General features: G+C 57.8%; 14 protein-coding genes. 3 read left to right on the forward strand and 11 right to left on the reverse strand.

Features of this window, described 5'->3' with window-relative positions; all coding sequences use genetic code 11:
* Nucleotides 1-99: 99 nt before the first annotated feature.
* A complete protein-coding gene (locus AAGR08_RS12615) occupies nt 100-618 on the reverse strand; it encodes a GNAT family N-acetyltransferase (RefSeq protein ID WP_097097565.1) in 519 nt (172 codons plus the stop codon).
* Nucleotides 615-1,178: an XRE family transcriptional regulator gene (locus AAGR08_RS12620; RefSeq protein ID WP_097094477.1), complete on the reverse strand. Its 564-nt coding sequence runs from the start codon at nt 1,176-1,178 to the stop codon at nt 615-617. The genes AAGR08_RS12615 and AAGR08_RS12620 overlap by 4 nt, the downstream gene beginning before the upstream one ends.
* A 151-nt stretch (nt 1,179-1,329) precedes the next feature.
* Here AAGR08_RS12620 and AAGR08_RS12625 point away from each other — a divergent pair, with 151 nt between their 5' ends.
* Nucleotides 1,330-2,064 carry a MerR family transcriptional regulator gene (locus AAGR08_RS12625; RefSeq protein ID WP_345829913.1) on the forward strand — a complete coding sequence of 245 codons (735 nt, stop codon included), beginning with the start codon at nt 1,330-1,332 and terminating at the stop codon, nt 2,062-2,064.
* 170 nt (nt 2,065-2,234) lie between these two features.
* Here the strand turns inward: AAGR08_RS12625 and AAGR08_RS12630 are convergent, their stop codons facing one another.
* Genes AAGR08_RS12630 through AAGR08_RS12645 form a run of 4 tightly spaced genes read right to left on the reverse strand, consistent with a single transcriptional unit; the run spans nt 2,235 to nt 5,972 of the window.
* Complete coding sequence (locus AAGR08_RS12630; RefSeq protein WP_345827029.1) at nt 2,235-2,966, reverse strand: ABC transporter permease; 732 nt, start codon at nt 2,964-2,966, stop codon at nt 2,235-2,237.
* Nucleotides 2,966-3,901: an ABC transporter ATP-binding protein gene (locus AAGR08_RS12635; RefSeq protein WP_345827030.1), complete on the reverse strand. Its 936-nt coding sequence runs from the start codon at nt 3,899-3,901 to the stop codon at nt 2,966-2,968. The genes AAGR08_RS12630 and AAGR08_RS12635 overlap by 1 nt, the downstream gene beginning before the upstream one ends.
* Entirely contained in the window at nt 3,894-5,060 is a 1,167-nt protein-coding gene (locus tag AAGR08_RS12640; protein ID WP_097094480.1) for an ABC transporter permease, read from the reverse strand. Before AAGR08_RS12640 ends, AAGR08_RS12635 begins: the two co-directional genes overlap by 8 nt.
* Before the next feature lie 3 nt (nt 5,061-5,063).
* Nucleotides 5,064-5,972: an ABC transporter substrate-binding protein gene (locus tag AAGR08_RS12645; RefSeq protein ID WP_097094481.1), complete on the reverse strand. Its 909-nt coding sequence runs from the start codon at nt 5,970-5,972 to the stop codon at nt 5,064-5,066.
* 215 nt (nt 5,973-6,187) lie between these two features.
* Between AAGR08_RS12645 and AAGR08_RS12650 the strand changes: the two genes are divergently transcribed.
* Nucleotides 6,188-7,654 (forward strand): MFS transporter, encoded by a 1,467-nt coding sequence (locus AAGR08_RS12650; RefSeq protein ID WP_345827031.1) that lies wholly within the window; start codon nt 6,188-6,190, stop codon nt 7,652-7,654.
* Between the two features lie 111 nt (nt 7,655-7,765).
* On the opposite strand, the gene idi is transcribed toward AAGR08_RS12650, so the two are convergent.
* The 5 genes from idi to bglX all read right to left on the reverse strand — a co-directional run bounded on the left by idi (nt 7,766) and on the right by bglX (nt 15,280).
* On the reverse strand, nt 7,766-8,299 hold the full coding sequence (gene idi / locus AAGR08_RS12655) for an isopentenyl-diphosphate Delta-isomerase (RefSeq protein WP_345827032.1): 534 nt from the start codon (nt 8,297-8,299) through the stop codon (nt 7,766-7,768).
* A gap of 392 nt (nt 8,300-8,691) precedes the next feature.
* Nucleotides 8,692-10,587, reverse strand: coding sequence for a methyl-accepting chemotaxis protein (locus AAGR08_RS12660; protein WP_345827033.1), 1,896 nt, complete (start codon nt 10,585-10,587; stop codon nt 8,692-8,694).
* A 152-nt stretch (nt 10,588-10,739) separates the two neighbouring features.
* Nucleotides 10,740-11,852 carry a suppressor of fused domain protein gene (locus AAGR08_RS12665; RefSeq protein ID WP_345827034.1) on the reverse strand — a complete coding sequence of 371 codons (1,113 nt, stop codon included), beginning with the start codon at nt 11,850-11,852 and terminating at the stop codon, nt 10,740-10,742.
* Between the two features lie 114 nt (nt 11,853-11,966).
* Complete coding sequence (locus AAGR08_RS12670; RefSeq protein ID WP_345827035.1) at nt 11,967-12,830, reverse strand: oxygenase MpaB family protein; 864 nt, start codon at nt 12,828-12,830, stop codon at nt 11,967-11,969.
* Nucleotides 12,831-12,982: 152 nt separating this feature from the next.
* Entirely contained in the window at nt 12,983-15,280 is a 2,298-nt protein-coding gene (gene bglX / locus AAGR08_RS12675) for a beta-glucosidase BglX (RefSeq protein WP_097094486.1), read from the reverse strand.
* 155 nt (nt 15,281-15,435) lie between these two features.
* On the opposite strand from bglX, the gene dld reads away from it, so the two are divergent.
* Nucleotides 15,436-17,145 (forward strand): D-lactate dehydrogenase, encoded by a 1,710-nt coding sequence (gene dld, locus AAGR08_RS12680; RefSeq protein ID WP_345827036.1) that lies wholly within the window; start codon nt 15,436-15,438, stop codon nt 17,143-17,145.
* Nucleotides 17,146-17,193: the final 48 nt, after the last annotated feature.

The raw sequence follows: 17,193 nt of genomic DNA on the forward strand, positions 1-17,193 counted from the left end.
CCCCGGCCCTCTCCCACAGGGAGAGGGAGATGCTGCCACATGCTCGCTCCGATCGGTTCCCTCGCCCGCTTGCGGGAGAGGGTTAGGGTGAGGGGAAAATCAGCGCAACACCTTATACATCACCGTAGTCGCATCCAGCACACCTTCGGTTGACTCCGCATAGAACGGAATTGACCCGGCAATGTGCCAATCCATCGACAAATACAATGTGGTTGCCACGTCACCGCTGCGGGTATCCAGCACCAGCAGGGTTTTCCCCTGCTGCGCTGCCAGCTGTTCCGCCTGCTGCATCAGGCGACGCGCAATGCCCTGACGTCGCGCGCGGGGATGCACCAGCAACTTGCTGATTTCAGCGCGATGACGCCCATTCGGCATCGCGCTGAAACCCACCAGTACCGTTGCCATAATCACACCCTGCTGATACGCCACCAGCAGCTGATTGTCGCCGCTCGCCAGGCTGAAGATTTTATCCTGCCAGAAGCGCTCAATCGCCGAGCGATCGTGCGCATCAATAAAGCCCACGCTGGCGCCATCGGCCACGCACGCCTGTAATACATCACACAATGCCGCCAGCAGCGGCTGCGCCTGGGTGGCGCTTAACAGTTCGATATCATTCATGGTTTGCATACCACTAAAAAATAGCGCGCACCGCCTTCGTGATGGGCTGCGAAGGTGGATTTGCCAGTGAGATGAAAGCGCAGGCAATCGCCCGCGTGTAGTGTCCAGCGCTGAGCATCCATGCTGATGGTAAGCTCGCCTGATTGCAGCCAGATATGCTGCTCCAGCCCCTGCACCGGCGGCGCGTCGTATTCAATGCGCGCACCGGGACGAAGCACGCCTTCCACCAGCTCCGCTTTAAAGTGGTTGGCGGGTGGCGATACGTTGCGGCGCTGGAAACCGCTGGCATCGTCATGCCAAACCGGCTGTTGATCTGCTTTTAGCAGCAGCGCCGCCTCTTCTTCCACTTCACTTAGCAGGCGCGACATGGTCAATCCGTAGGCCACGCATAGCCGATTAAGCAAAGCGGCTGTGGGGCTAGTTTCGGCGCGTTCAATGCGCGACAATGATGCCCGACTGATGCCGGTCGCCATCGCTAATTCATCTAATGACCAACCGCGTTGTACACGTAATTCGGCCAGTCGCGACGCCAAACGGTCGTCGGTATCCGTCACAGACATGTTAACCTCTCACTTTTGGGAATTAAATCTCATATATGAGATAACACTACGAATCCGCCACACGGTCAAGTTGTACAACTAAAAAATCGTTGTACAACCCAAGTTGGGGGGTTAAGGTGTTGTAATGCAGGTCAGAATTTTCGAGGGCACTATGGCCTTATACAGTATCGGGGATGTTGCCGAACGCTGTGGAATCAACCCGGTAACGCTTCGCGCATGGCAGCGACGTTACGGTCTGTTAAAACCCCAGCGCACCGAAGGTGGTCATCGGCAATTTGATGATGAAGATGTTCAGCGTATTGAAGAGATAAAACGCTGGATAGAGAGTGGCGTGCCTGTTGGCAAGGTAAAAGCGTTGCTGGAAGGCGAAACCGTTAATGCACATGACGGCTGGAGCGCCCTGCAGGAAGAGTTGATGAGCGTGTTGCGTCACGTTCGTCCGGCAAAACTGCGCGCGAAAATTGCCACCATCGGCCGGGAACATCCGGTTGATGCGCTGATCGATCACGTGTTCGTGCCGGTTCGTCAGCGCCTGGGCTTAGATCAAAACACCGCGCGCACGATGTGCAGCCTGCTTGATGGCGCCTTGATTGATTATGTGACGTTTTGTTTGACAGGCGCACGCAAGAAAGCCGGAAAAGATGCGCTGATGATTGGCTGGGGCGTGGAAGATCGCACCCGTATCTGGCTGGAGGCCTGGCGCTTGTCGCAGCAGGGCTGGCGTATGGATGTGCTGGCAGAGCCGCTCGACATGCCGCGGCCTGAACTGTTCCCCGGACAAAACCTGTTTATCTGGACCGGTAAAAAGCCGACGCGTCGCCAGATTGAGCAGTTTGAACATTGGCAGGCACAAGGTTTTGCCATCCACCTGCACGATCCCGCGTAAGTAAAAATCGCACACACGGCCTTTGCCTGGCCAGGTGTGCGCGTTATGATGCCGCCCTCAATTTCTTTTTTCAGGTCCCGTTATGAACTGGAATAAACTGCTTGTCGGTTCTCTGTTTGCCATTATGGCAATTGGCGGCATGGGCGGCATGATGCTGGTCGGCTACAGCCTTATTGTGCATACCAACTAAGTTTGCGCTGCACGCGCTCTAGCAGGCGATCGCAAATCAACGCCAGCAGCGCCACCAGCAGCGCCCCCTGAATGACGTACGCGGTGTTAAAACCGCTCAGGCCAATAATCACCGGCGACCCCAGGCTCTCAGCTCCCACCGTGGAGGCGATGGTCGCGGTGCCGATGCTGATCATTACCGACGTCCGCACCCCCGCCATGATCACCGGCGCAGCCAGCGCCAGCTCAATCTGCCACAGACGTCGCCATGGCCCCATGCCAAGGCCCATGGCAATTTCGCGATTGCTGGCCGGAACGCTATCTAATCCCGCCAGCGTGCCCTGCAGGATCGGCAGCAGCGCGTAGAGAAATAGCGCCATGATCGCGGGCGTTGCGCCAAATCCCATCACCGGCACCGCAATCGCCAGCACCGCCACCGGTGGAAACGTCTGACCTGCCGCGGCCACCGTTTCCAGTAACGGACGAAATGCGCGCCCGGCATGACGAGTGGCAAACACCGCGCAGCCCACGCCCACCACCAATGCCAGCAGGCTGCCGCTCACCACCAGCGCCAGATGCGCCAGCGCCAGTCGCCAGAAACTCTCCTGCTGATAGAGTGGACGCTCAAGCTGGGGGAACCAGTGCGCAAACAGCGGACCGCTGTGCGGCAATCCCCACAGCAACAGCAGAAAGGCCGCCAGCAGCCAGTAGAGCGGATCGCGTAACAGGCGCATCAGCTCGCCTCCCGCTGGCGCAGCAGATCGCTAAAGTGCAGCACGCCAAGCGGCTGTTGCTGCTGATCAACCACCGGGAGTTTGTCGGTGCGGCGCGCAATAAACTGCGATAGCGCTTCACGCAGCGTCAGTGATGCCGCTATCGGCTCGGCATCAAGCCACTCGCCGCGTCGGGCGGCACTGCCTGCACGCCCCAATGCCAGCAAACGTACGCCCAACTCGCTGCGACCAAAGAATTCGCGGGCAAAGTCATTCACCGGCTGCGTCAGCAAATCAATCGGTCTGCCCTGCTGCACAATTTCACCACCGTCCATCAGCACCAATTGATCGGCCAGCGTGAGCGCTTCGTCAATGTCGTGCGTCACCAGCACCACGGTGCGGCCGGTCATTTTCTGGATGCGCAGCATCTCGTGTTGCAGCGCCAGACGATTGACCGGATCGAGCGCGCCGAACGGTTCGTCCATCAGCAGCAGTTCCGGATCGGCCGCCAGCGCACGCGCCACCCCCACGCGCTGCTGCTGTCCGCCTGAAAGCTGATGCGGCATGCGCGTTGCCAGATGGCTATCGAGATTGAGCAGCACCAGCAGTTCCTCGACGCGTTGATTGATCTTCGCCTGTGGCCAGCCGAGCAGCGCCGGCACGGTGCCAATGTTCCGGGCGACGTTCCAGTGCGGGAACAGGCCTATCGACTGAATGGCGTAACCGATGCGGCGACGTAAGGCGCGTGCATCCATGCGCTCAATGGGTTCGCCGGCAAAGCGGATTTCCCCGCTATCGTGCTCCACCAAGCGGTTGATCATCTTCAGCGTGGTGGATTTACCGGAACCCGAGGTGCCAATCAACACGGTAAAACTGCCCTTCTCAATCTTTAGCGATAAGTTACGTATCGCCTCTTTCCCGGCGAACACTTTGCTCACCTGGTGAAATTCAATCATGACGTCTCTCCAGCAATGCCGACAGTAAACGCAGCAGCGCATCAAAAATCACCGCCAGCGCCACAACCGGAATCACGCCAAGCAGCACCAGATCCAGCGCGCTGCTGAGCAATCCCTGAAAAACAATGGCACCGAACCCGCCCGCGCCAATCAAAGCCGCCACCACCGCCAGGCCAACGGTTTGCACCACGACCACGCGCAAGCCAGAAAGCCACACCGGCAGCGCCAGCGGCAGCTCGGCGTGCCAGAACTGCTGCCACGCGCTCATGCCCATACCGCGTGCAGTTTCACGCACCTCCTGCGGCACCTGCTGCAAGCCGGCCACTACGCTGCGCACCAGCGGCAGCAGCGCATACAGCACCAGGGCAATCAGCGCCGGTGCAATGCCGATGCCGCTAATCCCCCAGCGCGCCAGCACGGGAAAGTGCGCCACCAAGCCGGCCAGCGGCGCAATCAGCAACCCAAACAGCGCCACCGATGGCACAGTCTGAATCAGATTAAGCACGCTGAAGGCGGCATTTTGCCAGCGCGGACGGCGAGCAATCGCCAGACCGAGCGGCAAACCGATGAGCACTGTTGGCAGCAGCGTGCCGCCAAGCAGCCACAAATGCTGAGTGAAGGCCGCGTCAAATACCGCCGTCCGGTTGGCGTACTCTTTCAGGAGAGAGAGCCGATCGAGATGACCGCTGAGCAGAAGCAGTAGCGGCAGCAGCCAGAGTTGCAGGTTGAGTACGATGCGCCACGGCGTACTGCGCGTGATCTGACGCACCGCTTCCGCCGCCAGCAGCAGTGACAGCGCAGCCGCGCACCATAGGCCGCTGCCAAACGCGGTGCGCGCCAGCGGACTGCCGCTGTTGGCCAGCTCGGTGGCCTGATTTCCCGCCAGCCAGAAGAGCAGCGCCAGCAGGATTTCGGCATCCAGCAGCACCATCACCGCGCTAAGGCGGCGTGCGGGCCACCATAATCCTTGCCACAGCCACAGTAGCGGCAGCAATACCAGCCAGCTGTTCGACACCTGCCAAAACAGCAGCGGCTGGCCGGAAACCAGCCGATTGGCCGCAAAGCTCAGAAGCGGCAAGGCAAATAGCGCCAGCGTGATAAGCGTGGTTAACACCAGCAGCACCGGCTGCTGGCGTGGTCTGAGTAACAGCGACAGCACTGCTTACAACAACTTATTCTGCTGTAGCCACTGTTTCGCCACCTGGCTGGCATCCTGGCCATCGACAGCAATCTGCGCATTCAGCTGCTGCAGGGTTTTCTCATCCAGCTTGCTGAATACCGGCTGCAGCCAGTTGCCAATGTCGGGATATTGCTTGAGGACGCTTTCACGAATCACCGGCGCAGGCGCATAAATTGGCTGCACGCCTTTCGGATCGCTGAGGGTTTGCAGGCCCAGCGCCGCCACCGGACCGTCGGTACCGTACGCCATCGCCGCATTCACGCCCGAGGTTTGCTGTGCAGCGGCTTTGATGGTCACCGCGGTGTCGCCACCGGCCAGCGACAGCAGTTGCGACTGCTCCAGCTTGAAGTTGTAGGCTTTTTCAAATGCTGGCAGCGCATCGCTGCGTTCGATAAATTCCGCCGAGGCCGCCAGTTTGAAGGTGCCGCCTTTTTTCAGATAGGCGCTCAAATCGTCGAGTGAATTGAGGTTATTCTTCTGCGCCACGTCACCGCGCACCGCAATCGTCCAGGTGTTGTTCGCGGGCGCAGGTGCCAGCCACACGAGGTGATTTTTCTCGCTATCGAGTTTTTTCACCTTCTCATAGCCCTGCTGGGCGTTTTTCCACGCAGCGTCTTTCTCATCGTTGAAGAAGAACGCACCGTTGCCGGTATACTCCGGATAGATATCCAGCTCACCAGCCGTAATGGCGCCGCGCACCACCTGAGTGGTCCCCAGCTGAATTTTATTGACGGTTTTCACCCCATGCTTATCCAGCACTTGCAGGATGATGTTGCCCAGCAGCGAGCCTTCGGTATCAATCTTGGAACCGACTTTTACCGGGTCCGCTGCCTGTGCCGCACTTACGCTCAACGCCAGTGCCATCATCCCCAATAACCCCTGCTTTATCATTGTGCTTCCCTCATTTGTTTTCATTGTGTGACTATCAAGCGTAGCCTGGCGAAAGCGGATGGGTGCGGTCAAGCGCTGCATTTCGTTCTTTTTCTGCTATCAATAGCGCGCTGGTTATAACCCAAACGCAGCACTTATAACCAAATGGAATTTTTAATGGCGTGGCGGCGGCTTATTCTCACAGTCCCACTCATTACAATAAATTACATAACATCATGTCCGACTTAGCTTCTCCCGCGCATGTCGCGCAGGCAGGGAATACACCAGGCGGTGAGACGAAATGGATCCGCAGCGCGGCCGACGTCTCTGGTTTGGTCAATAACAGCAACGAATCGCGTAGCAATGCGCGTATCGTTATCGCCATTGCGCTGGGCGGCGTGTTCCTCGACGCCTACGATCTTGGCGCACTCGCCTTTGGCATCAAAGACGTGACGCGCGAGTTCCAGCTCACGCCAGCGGGCACCGGCATGGTGGCCTCGGCGATCACATTTGGCGCGATAGTCGGTGCCTTGATCGGCGGCTATCTCACTGACAAAATTGGCCGCTATCGCGTGTTTATGGCCGACATGTTCTTCTTCGTGGTGGCGGCGTTAGCCTGTGCGTTTGCACCTAACGAATACGTATTGGCCGCTGCGCGCTTCGTGATGGGCTTGGGCGTCGGTATCGATTTACCGGTGGCGATGGCGTTTCTGGCGGAGTTCTCCAAGCTTCGCGGACAAGGGAATAAAGCGGCCAGCATCGCGATGTGGTGCCCGACATGGTATGCGGCGATCAGTATTTCCTATTTGCTGGTACTGCTGCTGTATGCGGTGCTGCCGGCAACCCACACCGATTGGCTGTGGCGCTTGATCCTGGGTTTTGGCGCAGTGCCGGCGCTACTGATCATTGCCATTCGCAGCCGCTATATGAGTGAATCGCCGATTTGGGCCGCCAATCAGGGTAACCTGAAAGGTGCGGCGGAGATTCTGCGCAGCGCCTATAACATCAATGCGCAGGTGGCGGAGGATGCCGATTTAACGCCGCAGAAGGTGGTGCGTAAGGCCAGCTGGCGCAACTACGGCGCGCTGCTGCAGGGCGTTTATCGCCGTCGCACCCTGTTAGCGACCGTCACCTCTATCGCTTCTTCCTTTGCCTATAACGCGGTGGCGTTTGGCCTGCCGGTGATAATCTCCAGCTTTTTTGCCCAATCGATGCTGACCACCATTCTGGTGTCGCTGGCGCTGAATCTGCTGTTCGCTTTTGTTGGCGGTCTGTTGGCGGTGCGGCTGGTGCCGCGTCTTGGCGCGTGGAAAATGTCGGTTGCCGGTTATGCCTGCCAGTGCATAGCGCTGCTGGGCCTGGCGCTGATTGGTCGTCCAGAAGGTGGCGAACAGGCCGCGGTGGCGATTGCCATGCTGGCGCTGTTCTTGTTTGGCCAGGGCTTTGGTCCCGGCTCGCATACGATGACCTTTGCCTCGCTGAGCTATCCCGCTTCGCTGCGGGGCGTTGGCGTGGGTTTCAATCAGACGCTGATGCGCGGGAGTTCAACCGTGTCGCTGTTTGCTTTCCCGCTGCTGGTCGCCGCCTTTGGCACCGGCGTGTTCTGGGTGATTTTCCTCGCCCCGCTGATTGGCTTACTGGCGCTGCTGGCGATTCGCTGGGAGCCGTCGGGTTACGACGTGGATGCGGAAGATTTTCAGTGATTGATTAACAGAGGTCGCCATTAATGGCGACCTTACATCACGTCGCAGAGTCGCCATCAAGGGCGACCTTGCATCACGTCGTAGGGTCGCCATTGATGGCGACCTCCAGCATTATGCGGTCAGGCGGAAATCGCCGAGCGTATTGGGGATGCGCGGGAAGGTGTGCAGGAACCACGGCGTGAACTGCTCGGGATTCTCTACCATCTCCTGCTGAATTTGCGCAATCGAACGATAGCACCATGCATCGGCTTCATCCGGATTGAGTTCCGGTTGCTCATCGCTGATGGCAAAAAACACGTGACCATACTCATGCTCAGTTAAGCCGTTGCTGAGCGGCAAGTTATAGCTCAACTCAAACACCGGCGTCAGCGCCAGGTTCATGCCCATCTCTTCACGCAGACGGCGTTCGGCGGCATCGCGCGTCGATTCCTGCGGATAAGGATGGCTGCAGCAGGTGTTACTCCATAATCCACCGCAGTGATATTTACCGCTGGCCCGGCGTTGTAACAGCACTTCATGGCGCGAATTGAACACGTAAACCGTTACCGCACGATGCAGCAATCCTTTCTCATGCACTTCCAGCTTTTCCATCTGGCCGATAGGACGATCGAGGTGGTCAACGAGAATAACTTCAATGGCGGACATGACAACTCCTTCGGAAAATTCGCAGCTATTGTACACAACCGCCAAAAGTTTGATGGAGGAAATAGCGCACATTCCGTGCGTTAACGGGGGCAACGTAAAGCGTAGCAGCCTGCGGGCGTTTCAGCATAAAAAGGCGGAAAAAGGCGTTAACAGAGGAGATGTGGGCAGAGTGTGAGCGGATCGCCATTCATGGCGTAATATCGATCAGTTAAGCACGGTACCAAATCACCGCACATTCCGTAGCGGCGCGATTTATCGCGCAATGAATTGCGCCGCTACGACATATGCGCTTGTTAAGAAGGTTTTTCATCTGTTAACTGCCCAACATTATGCCATAAATGGCGACCCTACAATTGTTGGGTGCGCATCCATGCGCACCGTTTGGCACAGGATTAAAGTTTAAAGCTCTGCACCACCAGCTCCAGCTGTACGCTCTGCTGCTCCATCGCCTGAGCGGCGGCTGAAACCTGCTCAACCAGTGCGGCGTTCTGCTGGGTGCTGCCATCCAGCTGAGTAATCGCCACGTTGACCTGATCGATCCCCATGCTCTGCTCGCGGCTCGCCGACATGATCTCACTCATCAACGTGGTAACGCTGCTAACCCCCTGCATCAGCTCATCCATGGTTTGCCCGGCCTGCTGCACCAGATCGCTGCCGGTATCGATATTGGCCACCGACTCCTCAATCAGCTTCTTAATTTCACGTGCGGAGTTGGCCGAACGCTGCGCCAGATTACGCACCTCCGATGCCACCACGGCAAATCCACGGCCCTGCTCGCCCGCTCGCGCCGCTTCTACCGCGGCGTTGAGCGCCAGGATATTGGTCTGGAAGGCGATACTATCAATGACGCTGATGATATCGACCACTTTACGTGAGGATTGGTTGATCGCGCCCATGGTCGTGACCACCTGACGCACCACTTCGGTACCGCGCGCCGCCACCTGTGACGCACCATCCGCCAGCTGATTGGCATGAGTGGCGTTGTCGGCGTTCTGGCGCACCGTGCCGGTGAGCTCTTCCATCGACGCGGCGGTTTCGACAATAGAGCTGGCCTGCGATTCGGTTCGCGCCGAGAGATCGGCGTTGCCGCTGGCGATTTCACGTGAAGCCGCAGTAATCGCCAGCGCGCTATCCCCCACCTGGCGCATCAGCCCTTGCAGATAGGAGATGAACTGGTTGAAGCTTTGCGCCACCGCGTTAAATTCCGGGCTGTTGCTGGCCGGCAGACGCTGCGTCAGATCGGCACCGCCGGTTGAAAGCGTTTCAATGTTGCGATGCAGCAAGGCAAGACGCTTCATCATCGCCCGCACAAAACCGAGCAGCACCAGCAGCAGGATCACCGCCAGCGGAATCTGCACCAGGCCGAGGCGCGTTAACATGCTGTGCGTCTGCGCATCCAGCAAACTGGAGGGCACATCGCTGGCGAGATACCACGGACTACCGGCAATCGCCTGCAGGAACAGCGTGTGTTCGCCATCTTCACCGGCAAACGTGGTTTGCGTCGGCTGGCTACCCGCCTGTGCTAACAGACCTTTCAGCGCCGCCGCCATCGGCAGCTGCGTATCGGCAAGGTTTTCCAGCTTCGGCGCGCCATCCACCAGCGCGGCGTTGCCAACCACTTTGCCGTCGGCTTCAACAATCAGCACGCGTCCTTTAATCGCTTCACCCATCTGTTTTGCCAGCTGGTTAAAGAAGCCGAGCGTCACGTCAATGGTCGCTACGCCCCATGCGTTGCCATCGCGATAGATCGCCATCGCGCAGTTAGTACGCGGCTGCGGGCTGGCCGCATCCTGATAGGCTTTCGCCCAGGCACACTGTCCTTTCGGCGCAGCTAAACCGTCTTTGTACCAGGATTGCTCCCAGTATTTGTCGGCGGCATCCGAGTTCCAGTAGGTATTGACCTGCAGCTGGTTACTGGCGTTACGCGCGAAGAACGAGCTGTTTTTCTCTTTGGCGGGATCGCGGCGGTTGGGCAACGGCCAGATGCCGCCGCCAAACACGTTGCTATCCTGATACTGGTTAACTAAGGCGGGCAGCAAGGTGTCGATGGCAGCGCTATCCATCACGCCTGCGGCTTCGGTGATTGCACGCTGCTGCGCTTGTACGCGGTTCATCTGCTCTACGATGCGTCCGGCCAGGCCGTCCACTTCGTAACGCACTAAACGGCTCTCGTTTTGCGTGAGCTGCGGTGCGATAAACTGATTGATCACCAGCACGGTAACCAGCATCAGCACCGCAAAAAAGGCGACCAGCGTCGCGGTGAAACGGGATTGTGTCGTTTTTAACATGTTGTGTGCCCTTACCCTGGTTGGCGAGTTGCCTGATCGAGGTTAACGGCGTGTTAATGAGGATCTTGAGGTGAGCGAGATCACAAAGAAGTGAAATAGTTGATTTGAGTGATAATTTAAAATTGTAGGGTCGGCATGTATGCCGACCTGGTTTACGGTGCGGGCGGCGCTACCACTTCCTGGCGCGGGCGAAACACGTGATTGTTGCCTTCCGTCAGCAAACGCTGTAACAGCTGCTGGCCACCGCGATCGTCCGCCTGGGCAAACTGGCGTTCGGCTTCGGTAATCGGCGTTGACCACAGCAAATTCACCCGGTCGCCCTCGCGTTTCGGCAGACGAAACTGGGCGGTTTCCGGCGCTAAATCATTGGCTAGCAGGAAGCTTTCAAAACCCACTGGCGCGACTTCTGACGCCAGCGTATGCCCTTCACCAATCCAGGTGAGGCGCGCCCACGGTAAATGTGCAAATTCCGCCAGCGCGCTGGCCATCTGCACCGCATTGGCTTCGGTCATCACTTCGCCGTCCACCGCCATCGCCAGCTCAACGCGACGATACTGCGGTGCCAGCTCATCAAATAGATGATCCACCTGCGGCATCGGCCGGATACTCATGCCGAGGGTCACGAAGTACCAAACGCCATGATGCAGGTGCTGCGAAATGGCCATCGGTGGCCAGCTGCCCTGATCGATGGCGTAATATTTTACCGACTCGCCAAACTGCGCCTGATAGCACTGCATCAGTTCGCGCTGCACCCGATCCCATAGATGGCCATCGTGCCAGTCGCGCCAGAAGTGGCGCTGCTGTTCGGCACGCGCGTAGTAATCATTGGTGGAGGCGGAGCCGAGCGGCGCGGTGAGGCGGTTCTCTTTGATGCAGGCCGCGGAGAAACTGACCTGCTTGTCCTGATAGAGGCTCCAGCCGGGGATCACCGCCAGCAGCTGGCCGTAATACCACAGCGCCGCCCCGTCATCACTGGGTTCCCACAGAATCTGCAATCCGGCCGGATCGAGCATCGGCTCGGCTTCCAGCGTACGGCAATATTCGGCACTCAGCAGCGGCGCAATGCCCTGCTCCATCGCTTCACGATCCTCCTGCGCTGGCGCAGGCAGTAGATTACGTAGCCAGCAGCCGCGCACCGCATACTGGCTGCGAAACAGATCGTTAGGCCAGATATAAAAATAGGCCGTGCGCGCATCCTGCTCGACGATCGCGGTTAATGTGTGTTGCTGATTAGGCACCTCAGCAATCAGAGGTTGGTGGGTCATAGCGCCTCGATATTACCTGGAGGAATCCATTTTCCCCGAGAATAGAGCAGGATCGGCACTCGCGCCATGTGACACAAGGGTAAAACTCTCAAAGTGCATGCGCACCCTTGATGCTCAGCGCCCCATGCGCTGCATAGCGCGTGAGTAAGCGCCGCGCTGAATTGACCAGCGCAGCAACCCGCCAATCACCGCCATTTCTTTATCCACCAGCCATTGATGCGCTGGCCCAATCGGCCGCTGGATCTGCTGCTGTGCCCACGGCGGCAGCAATCCCATACCGGCTGTTAGCATCACGCGCATGGCGGGTTTCGCCTGCCAGCTTGGCGCAGGTGCGTTGATTAATAGCTGCAACACTTCCCGCGTTCGTTCATCGTAAATCAGCGCCGGGCGCATCATGTGTAAATAGTCCTCTACCGCCTGCACGCTTTTCGGCACCTGCTGAGCGCCAAGCGCTTCCGCAACGCGTGCCGCCTCCTGGTAATAACGATTCTGCTCGGCCTGGCTGAGCTGGGGATTTTTATAGCGCAGATGCGCCGCCAAAAAGCGGCTGGTTTCCGCCACGTGTACCCAGGTGAGCAGATGCGGATCGCTAGCGGCATAAGGCTTGCCCGCGTTATCGCAGCCGGTGACGCGCAGATGAATACGTTTGACGCGTTCGATGAGGGTATGGGCATCAGCGGTGTTGCCGAAAGTGGTGACGGCGATAAATTGGCTGGTGCGGCGCAAACGCCCCATCATGTCCTGACGGAAGTTGGAGTGATCCCATACGCCGGCCAGTGCAGCCGGATGCAGCATTTGCAGCATTAAAGCGCTGATGCCGCCGCAAAGCATCGAGGCAAAGTCACCATGCACGCGCCAGATGACGTGGTCTGGGCCAAATAATCCCGGATCGCCGGGTGGCTGCGAGATATCAAATTCGTTGAGGGATAAGCCGTTGAGGCGGAAGACTTGCTGTTGGATGCGGTCGCGGATGTTCATTGATTTCGATTTGTGCGGTTAGGCCCTCACCCCGGCCCTCTCCCGCAAGCGGGCGAGGGGGAAGATCGAGCAAAATATCAACAATCGCACCCATCGGTTCCCTCTCCCGCTTGCGGGAGAGGGTTAGGGTGAGGGCATAAGTGCATCAGCGACTATAAATAATCAAACTGCGCATCTTGCGTACGCACCGAATCCAGGCCAATCATCACGTTGATTTTGCCTGGCTCCGCCACCTGCTGCATCTTCTGATTCCAGAACTTCAGCGCATCAACATCGATCTTAAACTTCACCGTCTGCGATTCGCCGGCTTTCAGCATAATGCGCTGGAAACCACGCAGCTCCTGCACCGGGCGACTGATGCTGGCGACCGGATCGTTGAGATACAGCTGCACCACGGTAGCACCATCGCGTTTACCGGTGTTGGTCACGGTAACTGACGCCTCCACCGAGCCATTACGCGGCATGGTACGCGATGACATCTTCACCGGCGATACGCTAAAGGTGGTGTAGCTCAGGCCATAGCCAAACGGATAAAGCGGGCCGTTGATGGCGTCGTAATAGTGCGACGTATACTTGTTCGGCTTGGCGAAGTTGTAAGGACGTCCGGTTGGCAGATGGTTGTAATAAATCGGGATCTGTCCCACTGAACGCGGGAAGGAAACCGGCAGTTTGCCCGACGGGTTGTAGTCACCAAACAGCACATCGGCAATAGCGTTACCGCCTTCGGTGCCGCTGAACCAGGTTTCCAGCATCGCATCAGCCTGTTTATCTTCATTTACCACCGTCAACGGACGGCCGTTCATCAGCACGATCACCAGCGGTTTGCCGGTGGCTTTCAGCGCCGCCAGCAATTTTTGCTGGCTTGGTGGGATCACCAAATCGCTACGGCTTGAGGCTTCATGCGCCATGCCCTGCGCTTCGCCGACGGCAGCCACCACCACATCGGCTTTTTTCGCCTGTGCTACCGCTTCGTCAATCAGCGCCTGCGGCGAACGTTGATCCACGCTCACCGCCTGCTCGTACAGATTGAGGAAATCCTGAATGCCTTTGTTGTCAGTGATGTTTGCGCCCTTGGCATACAGCACGGTGCCTTTGCCCGCCATCGCATTACGCATGCCCTGTAGCAGCGGAATCGATTGTTTGGCGACGCCCGCCGCTGACCAGCTGCCCATGATGTCGCGTTGGCTGTCTGCCAGCGGCCCCACTAACGCCACGGTGGCGTCCTTCTTCAGCGGCAACGTTTCATGCCAGTTCTTTAACAGCACAATACTTTTACGCGCCACATCACGCGCTTCGGCACGATGCAAACGGCTTTCGGCGTTAGTATCCTGCGGATCGCTGCCTTTTGGCCCTAAATGGCTATAAGGATCGTTAAACAGCCCCATATCATATTTGACGTTCAGCACATGACGCGCGGCATCATCAACTTCCGCCATGCTCACCGCGCCGCTTTTCACCAGGCCCGGCAGATATTTGCTGTAGTACTCGTCACTCATGCTCATATCGACGCCCGATTTCACGGCGATGCGTACCGCGTCCTGCGGATCGCTGGCCACACCATGTTTCAGCAGCTCTTTGATCGCGCCGTGATCGCTAATGGTAATGCCTTTAAACTTCCAGTCACCGCGCAGCAGATCTTTCAGCAACCAGCTATCGGCCGTGGCCGGGGTGCCGTTGATCGAGTTAAGCGCCACCATCACGCCGCCGCTGCCCGCATCAAGCGAGGCTTTGTACGGCGGCAGATAATCCTGGAACATGCGCTGCGGGCTCATGTCGACGGTGTTGTAATCACGCCCGCCTTCCACCGCACCGTAAAGCGCAAAGTGCTTTACGCTGGTCATGATATTGAAGCGATCCGCCGGGCTTTTGCCCTGCATGGCCTTCACCATGGTGCCGCCCATTTGTGACGTCAGGAAGGTGTCTTCACCGAAACCTTCCGAAACGCGACCCCAGCGCGGTTCGCGTGATACATCCACCATCGGTGCCCACGTCATGTTCAGGCCGTCATCCGCCGCTTCATAGGCCGATATGCGCCCGACTTCCGCCACCGCATCCAGATCCCAGCTGGCCGCCAGGCCAAGCGGAATCGGGAAGATGGTGCGCTGACCGTGCACCACGTCATAGGCAAAGAACAGCGGGATTTTCAGGCGGCTGAGCTGCATCACCTGATCCTGCATGGCGCGAATATCCTGTCGCGTTACGGTATTAAAAATGGCCCCGACCTGACCGTGTTGAATCATGTCGCGAACCGCCGTTTTCGGCGTATCCGGTCCGACGCTAATCAAACGCATCTGCCCGATTTTTTCATCAAGGGTCATTTTGCTAAGCAGCTGATTAACAAAGGCGTCGCGCGCCTGCTCGGTCATGGCATGTGGGCCAAACAAATCGTCTGCAAACGCAGGTTGCATGGCTAAGGAAACAGCGAGGCTAACAGAGTAAATCCATTTCATCAGGTCGGGCTCTCTTAAGTGACTGCGCAATATCGAAATAACCGGGGCAGTTTGCCACAAGATGAGGATAGCAGGTAGCTGCCGATGTCACACCGCGACCCTACCGCAGACGCGTGCTACAGTAGAAGCGCCATGTTAAAGACAAGGATAGGCCAATGAATAACAACACTTCGCACCCTACTCTGCTCGCCGAACTGCGTCGTCTGGTGGGTTCGTCACACCTGTTAACCGATGCAGAACAGACCGCGCGCTACCGCAAAGGTTTTCGCTCGGGCGAAGGCGACGCGCTGGCGGTGATTTTTCCCGGCTCGCTGCTGGAGTTATGGCGTGCGTTGCAAGCGCTGGTTAGCGCCGATGCCATTATTTTAATGCAGGCCGCCAATACCGGTCTGACGGAAGGTTCCACGCCGCACGGTAATGATTACGATCGTCCGGTGGTCATCATCAGCACCTTGCGGCTGGATAAGTTGCAGCTGATCGATGACGGCAAACAGATCCTCGCCTTCCCTGGCAGCACGCTGTATCAGTTGGAAAAAGTGCTGAAACCGTTAGGACGTGAGCCGCATTCTGTTATCGGTTCCTCCTGTATCGGCGCATCGGTAATGGGCGGAATCTGTAATAACTCAGGCGGTTCGTTGATCAAACGCGGTCCGGCCTACAGTGAAATGGCCCTGTACGCGCAGGTTGATGCCAGCGGCAAACTCAAGCTGGTAAACCATCTTGGCATCGATCTTGGCCATTCGCCGGAGGAGATGTTGGGGCGTTTGGATGACGATCGCTGGCAGCAGAACGATGTGCGTTGGGATGAGCGCCACGCCTCCGATCATGAATATGCCGAGCGCGTGCGCGATATCACTGCCGACACCCCGGCGCGCTTTAATGCCGATGAGCGCCGCCTGTTCGAAGCGTCTGGCTGCGCGGGCAAGCTGGCGGTATTTGCCGTGCGTCTCGACACCTTCCCTACCGAACCGCAACAGCAGGTATTTTATATCGGCACTAACGATCCGGCTGAGCTGGGCGATATTCGCCGTCATATTCTGGCAGAATTTACGCATCTGCCGGTGGCGGGTGAATATATGCACCGCGACATTTTCGATATCGCTGAGGTGTATGGCAAAGATACCTTCGTGATGATCGACAAGCTCGGCACCGATAAAATGCCGCTGTTTTTTACCCTTAAGGGCCGCATTGATGCCTGGCTGAGCAAGCTGAGTTGGGTAAAACCGCATCTTACCGATCGCCTGTTGCAGCGCGTCAGCGGCTGGTTACCGGCGCATCTGCCCAAACGCCTGAAGCAGTATCGCGACAAATATGAACACCATCTGATGCTGAAGATGTCCGGCGACGGCGTTGCTGAAGCGCAGGCGTATCTGACCGAATATTTCCGCGAAGGCGGCGGCGCCTTCTTCGCCTGCGATGCCAAAGAGGGCGCGCACGCGTTCCTGCATCGCTTTGCCGCTGCCGGTGCGGCTGTGCGCTATCACGCGGTGCATGCTGACGAAGTGGAAGATATTCTGGCGTTGGATATTGCGCTGCGCCGTAACGATGAGGAGTGGTTTGAGCGCCTGCCCGCCGAGTTTGATAAGGATCTCAGCCACCGTCTCTATTACGGCCACTTCTTCTGCCATGTGTTCCATCAGGATTACATCGTCAGAAAGGGCGTCGACGCGCATGCGTTGAAAGAGAAGATGCTGGCGATTTTAGCCGAGCGTGGCGCGGAGTATCCTGCCGAGCATAACGTTGGACATCTGTATCAGGCGAAACCGCAGCTGCAGGCGTTTTATCGTCAGCTGGATCCTACTAATAGTTTCAATCCGGGAATTGGTAAAACCAGCAAGCACAAGGGTTGGGCGGTAAAAATCTAAGTGCGGTTGTTAAAAAAGTGGCCATCAATGGCCACCTTACATGTAGGG

Origin of the sequence: Pantoea sp. BRR-3P (genome assembly GCF_039621635.1) — a bacterium.
Taxonomy (GTDB): Bacteria; Pseudomonadota; Gammaproteobacteria; order Enterobacterales; family Enterobacteriaceae; genus Pantoea; species Pantoea floridensis.

Excerpts from the sequence above, each read along its gene's own strand:
- AAGR08_RS12615 (WP_097097565.1), bottom strand. The coding sequence starts at position 618 with ATGAATGATATCGAACTGTTAAGCGCCACCCAGGCGCAGCCGCTGCTG.
- AAGR08_RS12620 (WP_097094477.1), bottom strand. The coding sequence starts at position 1,178 with ATGTCTGTGACGGATACCGACGACCGTTTGGCGTCGCGACTGGCCGAA.
- AAGR08_RS12625 (WP_345829913.1), top strand. The coding sequence starts at position 1,330 with ATGGCCTTATACAGTATCGGGGATGTTGCCGAACGCTGTGGAATCAAC.
- AAGR08_RS12630 (WP_345827029.1), bottom strand. The coding sequence starts at position 2,966 with ATGCGCCTGTTACGCGATCCGCTCTACTGGCTGCTGGCGGCCTTTCTG.
- AAGR08_RS12635 (WP_345827030.1), bottom strand. The coding sequence starts at position 3,901 with ATGATTGAATTTCACCAGGTGAGCAAAGTGTTCGCCGGGAAAGAGGCG.
- AAGR08_RS12645 (WP_097094481.1), bottom strand. The coding sequence starts at position 5,972 with ATGATAAAGCAGGGGTTATTGGGGATGATGGCACTGGCGTTGAGCGTA.
- AAGR08_RS12650 (WP_345827031.1), top strand. The coding sequence starts at position 6,188 with ATGTCCGACTTAGCTTCTCCCGCGCATGTCGCGCAGGCAGGGAATACA.
- idi (WP_345827032.1), bottom strand. The coding sequence starts at position 8,299 with ATGTCCGCCATTGAAGTTATTCTCGTTGACCACCTCGATCGTCCTATC.
- AAGR08_RS12660 (WP_345827033.1), bottom strand. The coding sequence starts at position 10,587 with ATGTTAAAAACGACACAATCCCGTTTCACCGCGACGCTGGTCGCCTTT.
- AAGR08_RS12665 (WP_345827034.1), bottom strand. The coding sequence starts at position 11,852 with ATGACCCACCAACCTCTGATTGCTGAGGTGCCTAATCAGCAACACACA.
- AAGR08_RS12670 (WP_345827035.1), bottom strand. The coding sequence starts at position 12,830 with ATGAACATCCGCGACCGCATCCAACAGCAAGTCTTCCGCCTCAACGGC.
- bglX (WP_097094486.1), bottom strand. The coding sequence starts at position 15,280 with ATGAAATGGATTTACTCTGTTAGCCTCGCTGTTTCCTTAGCCATGCAA.
- dld (WP_345827036.1), top strand. The coding sequence starts at position 15,436 with ATGAATAACAACACTTCGCACCCTACTCTGCTCGCCGAACTGCGTCGT.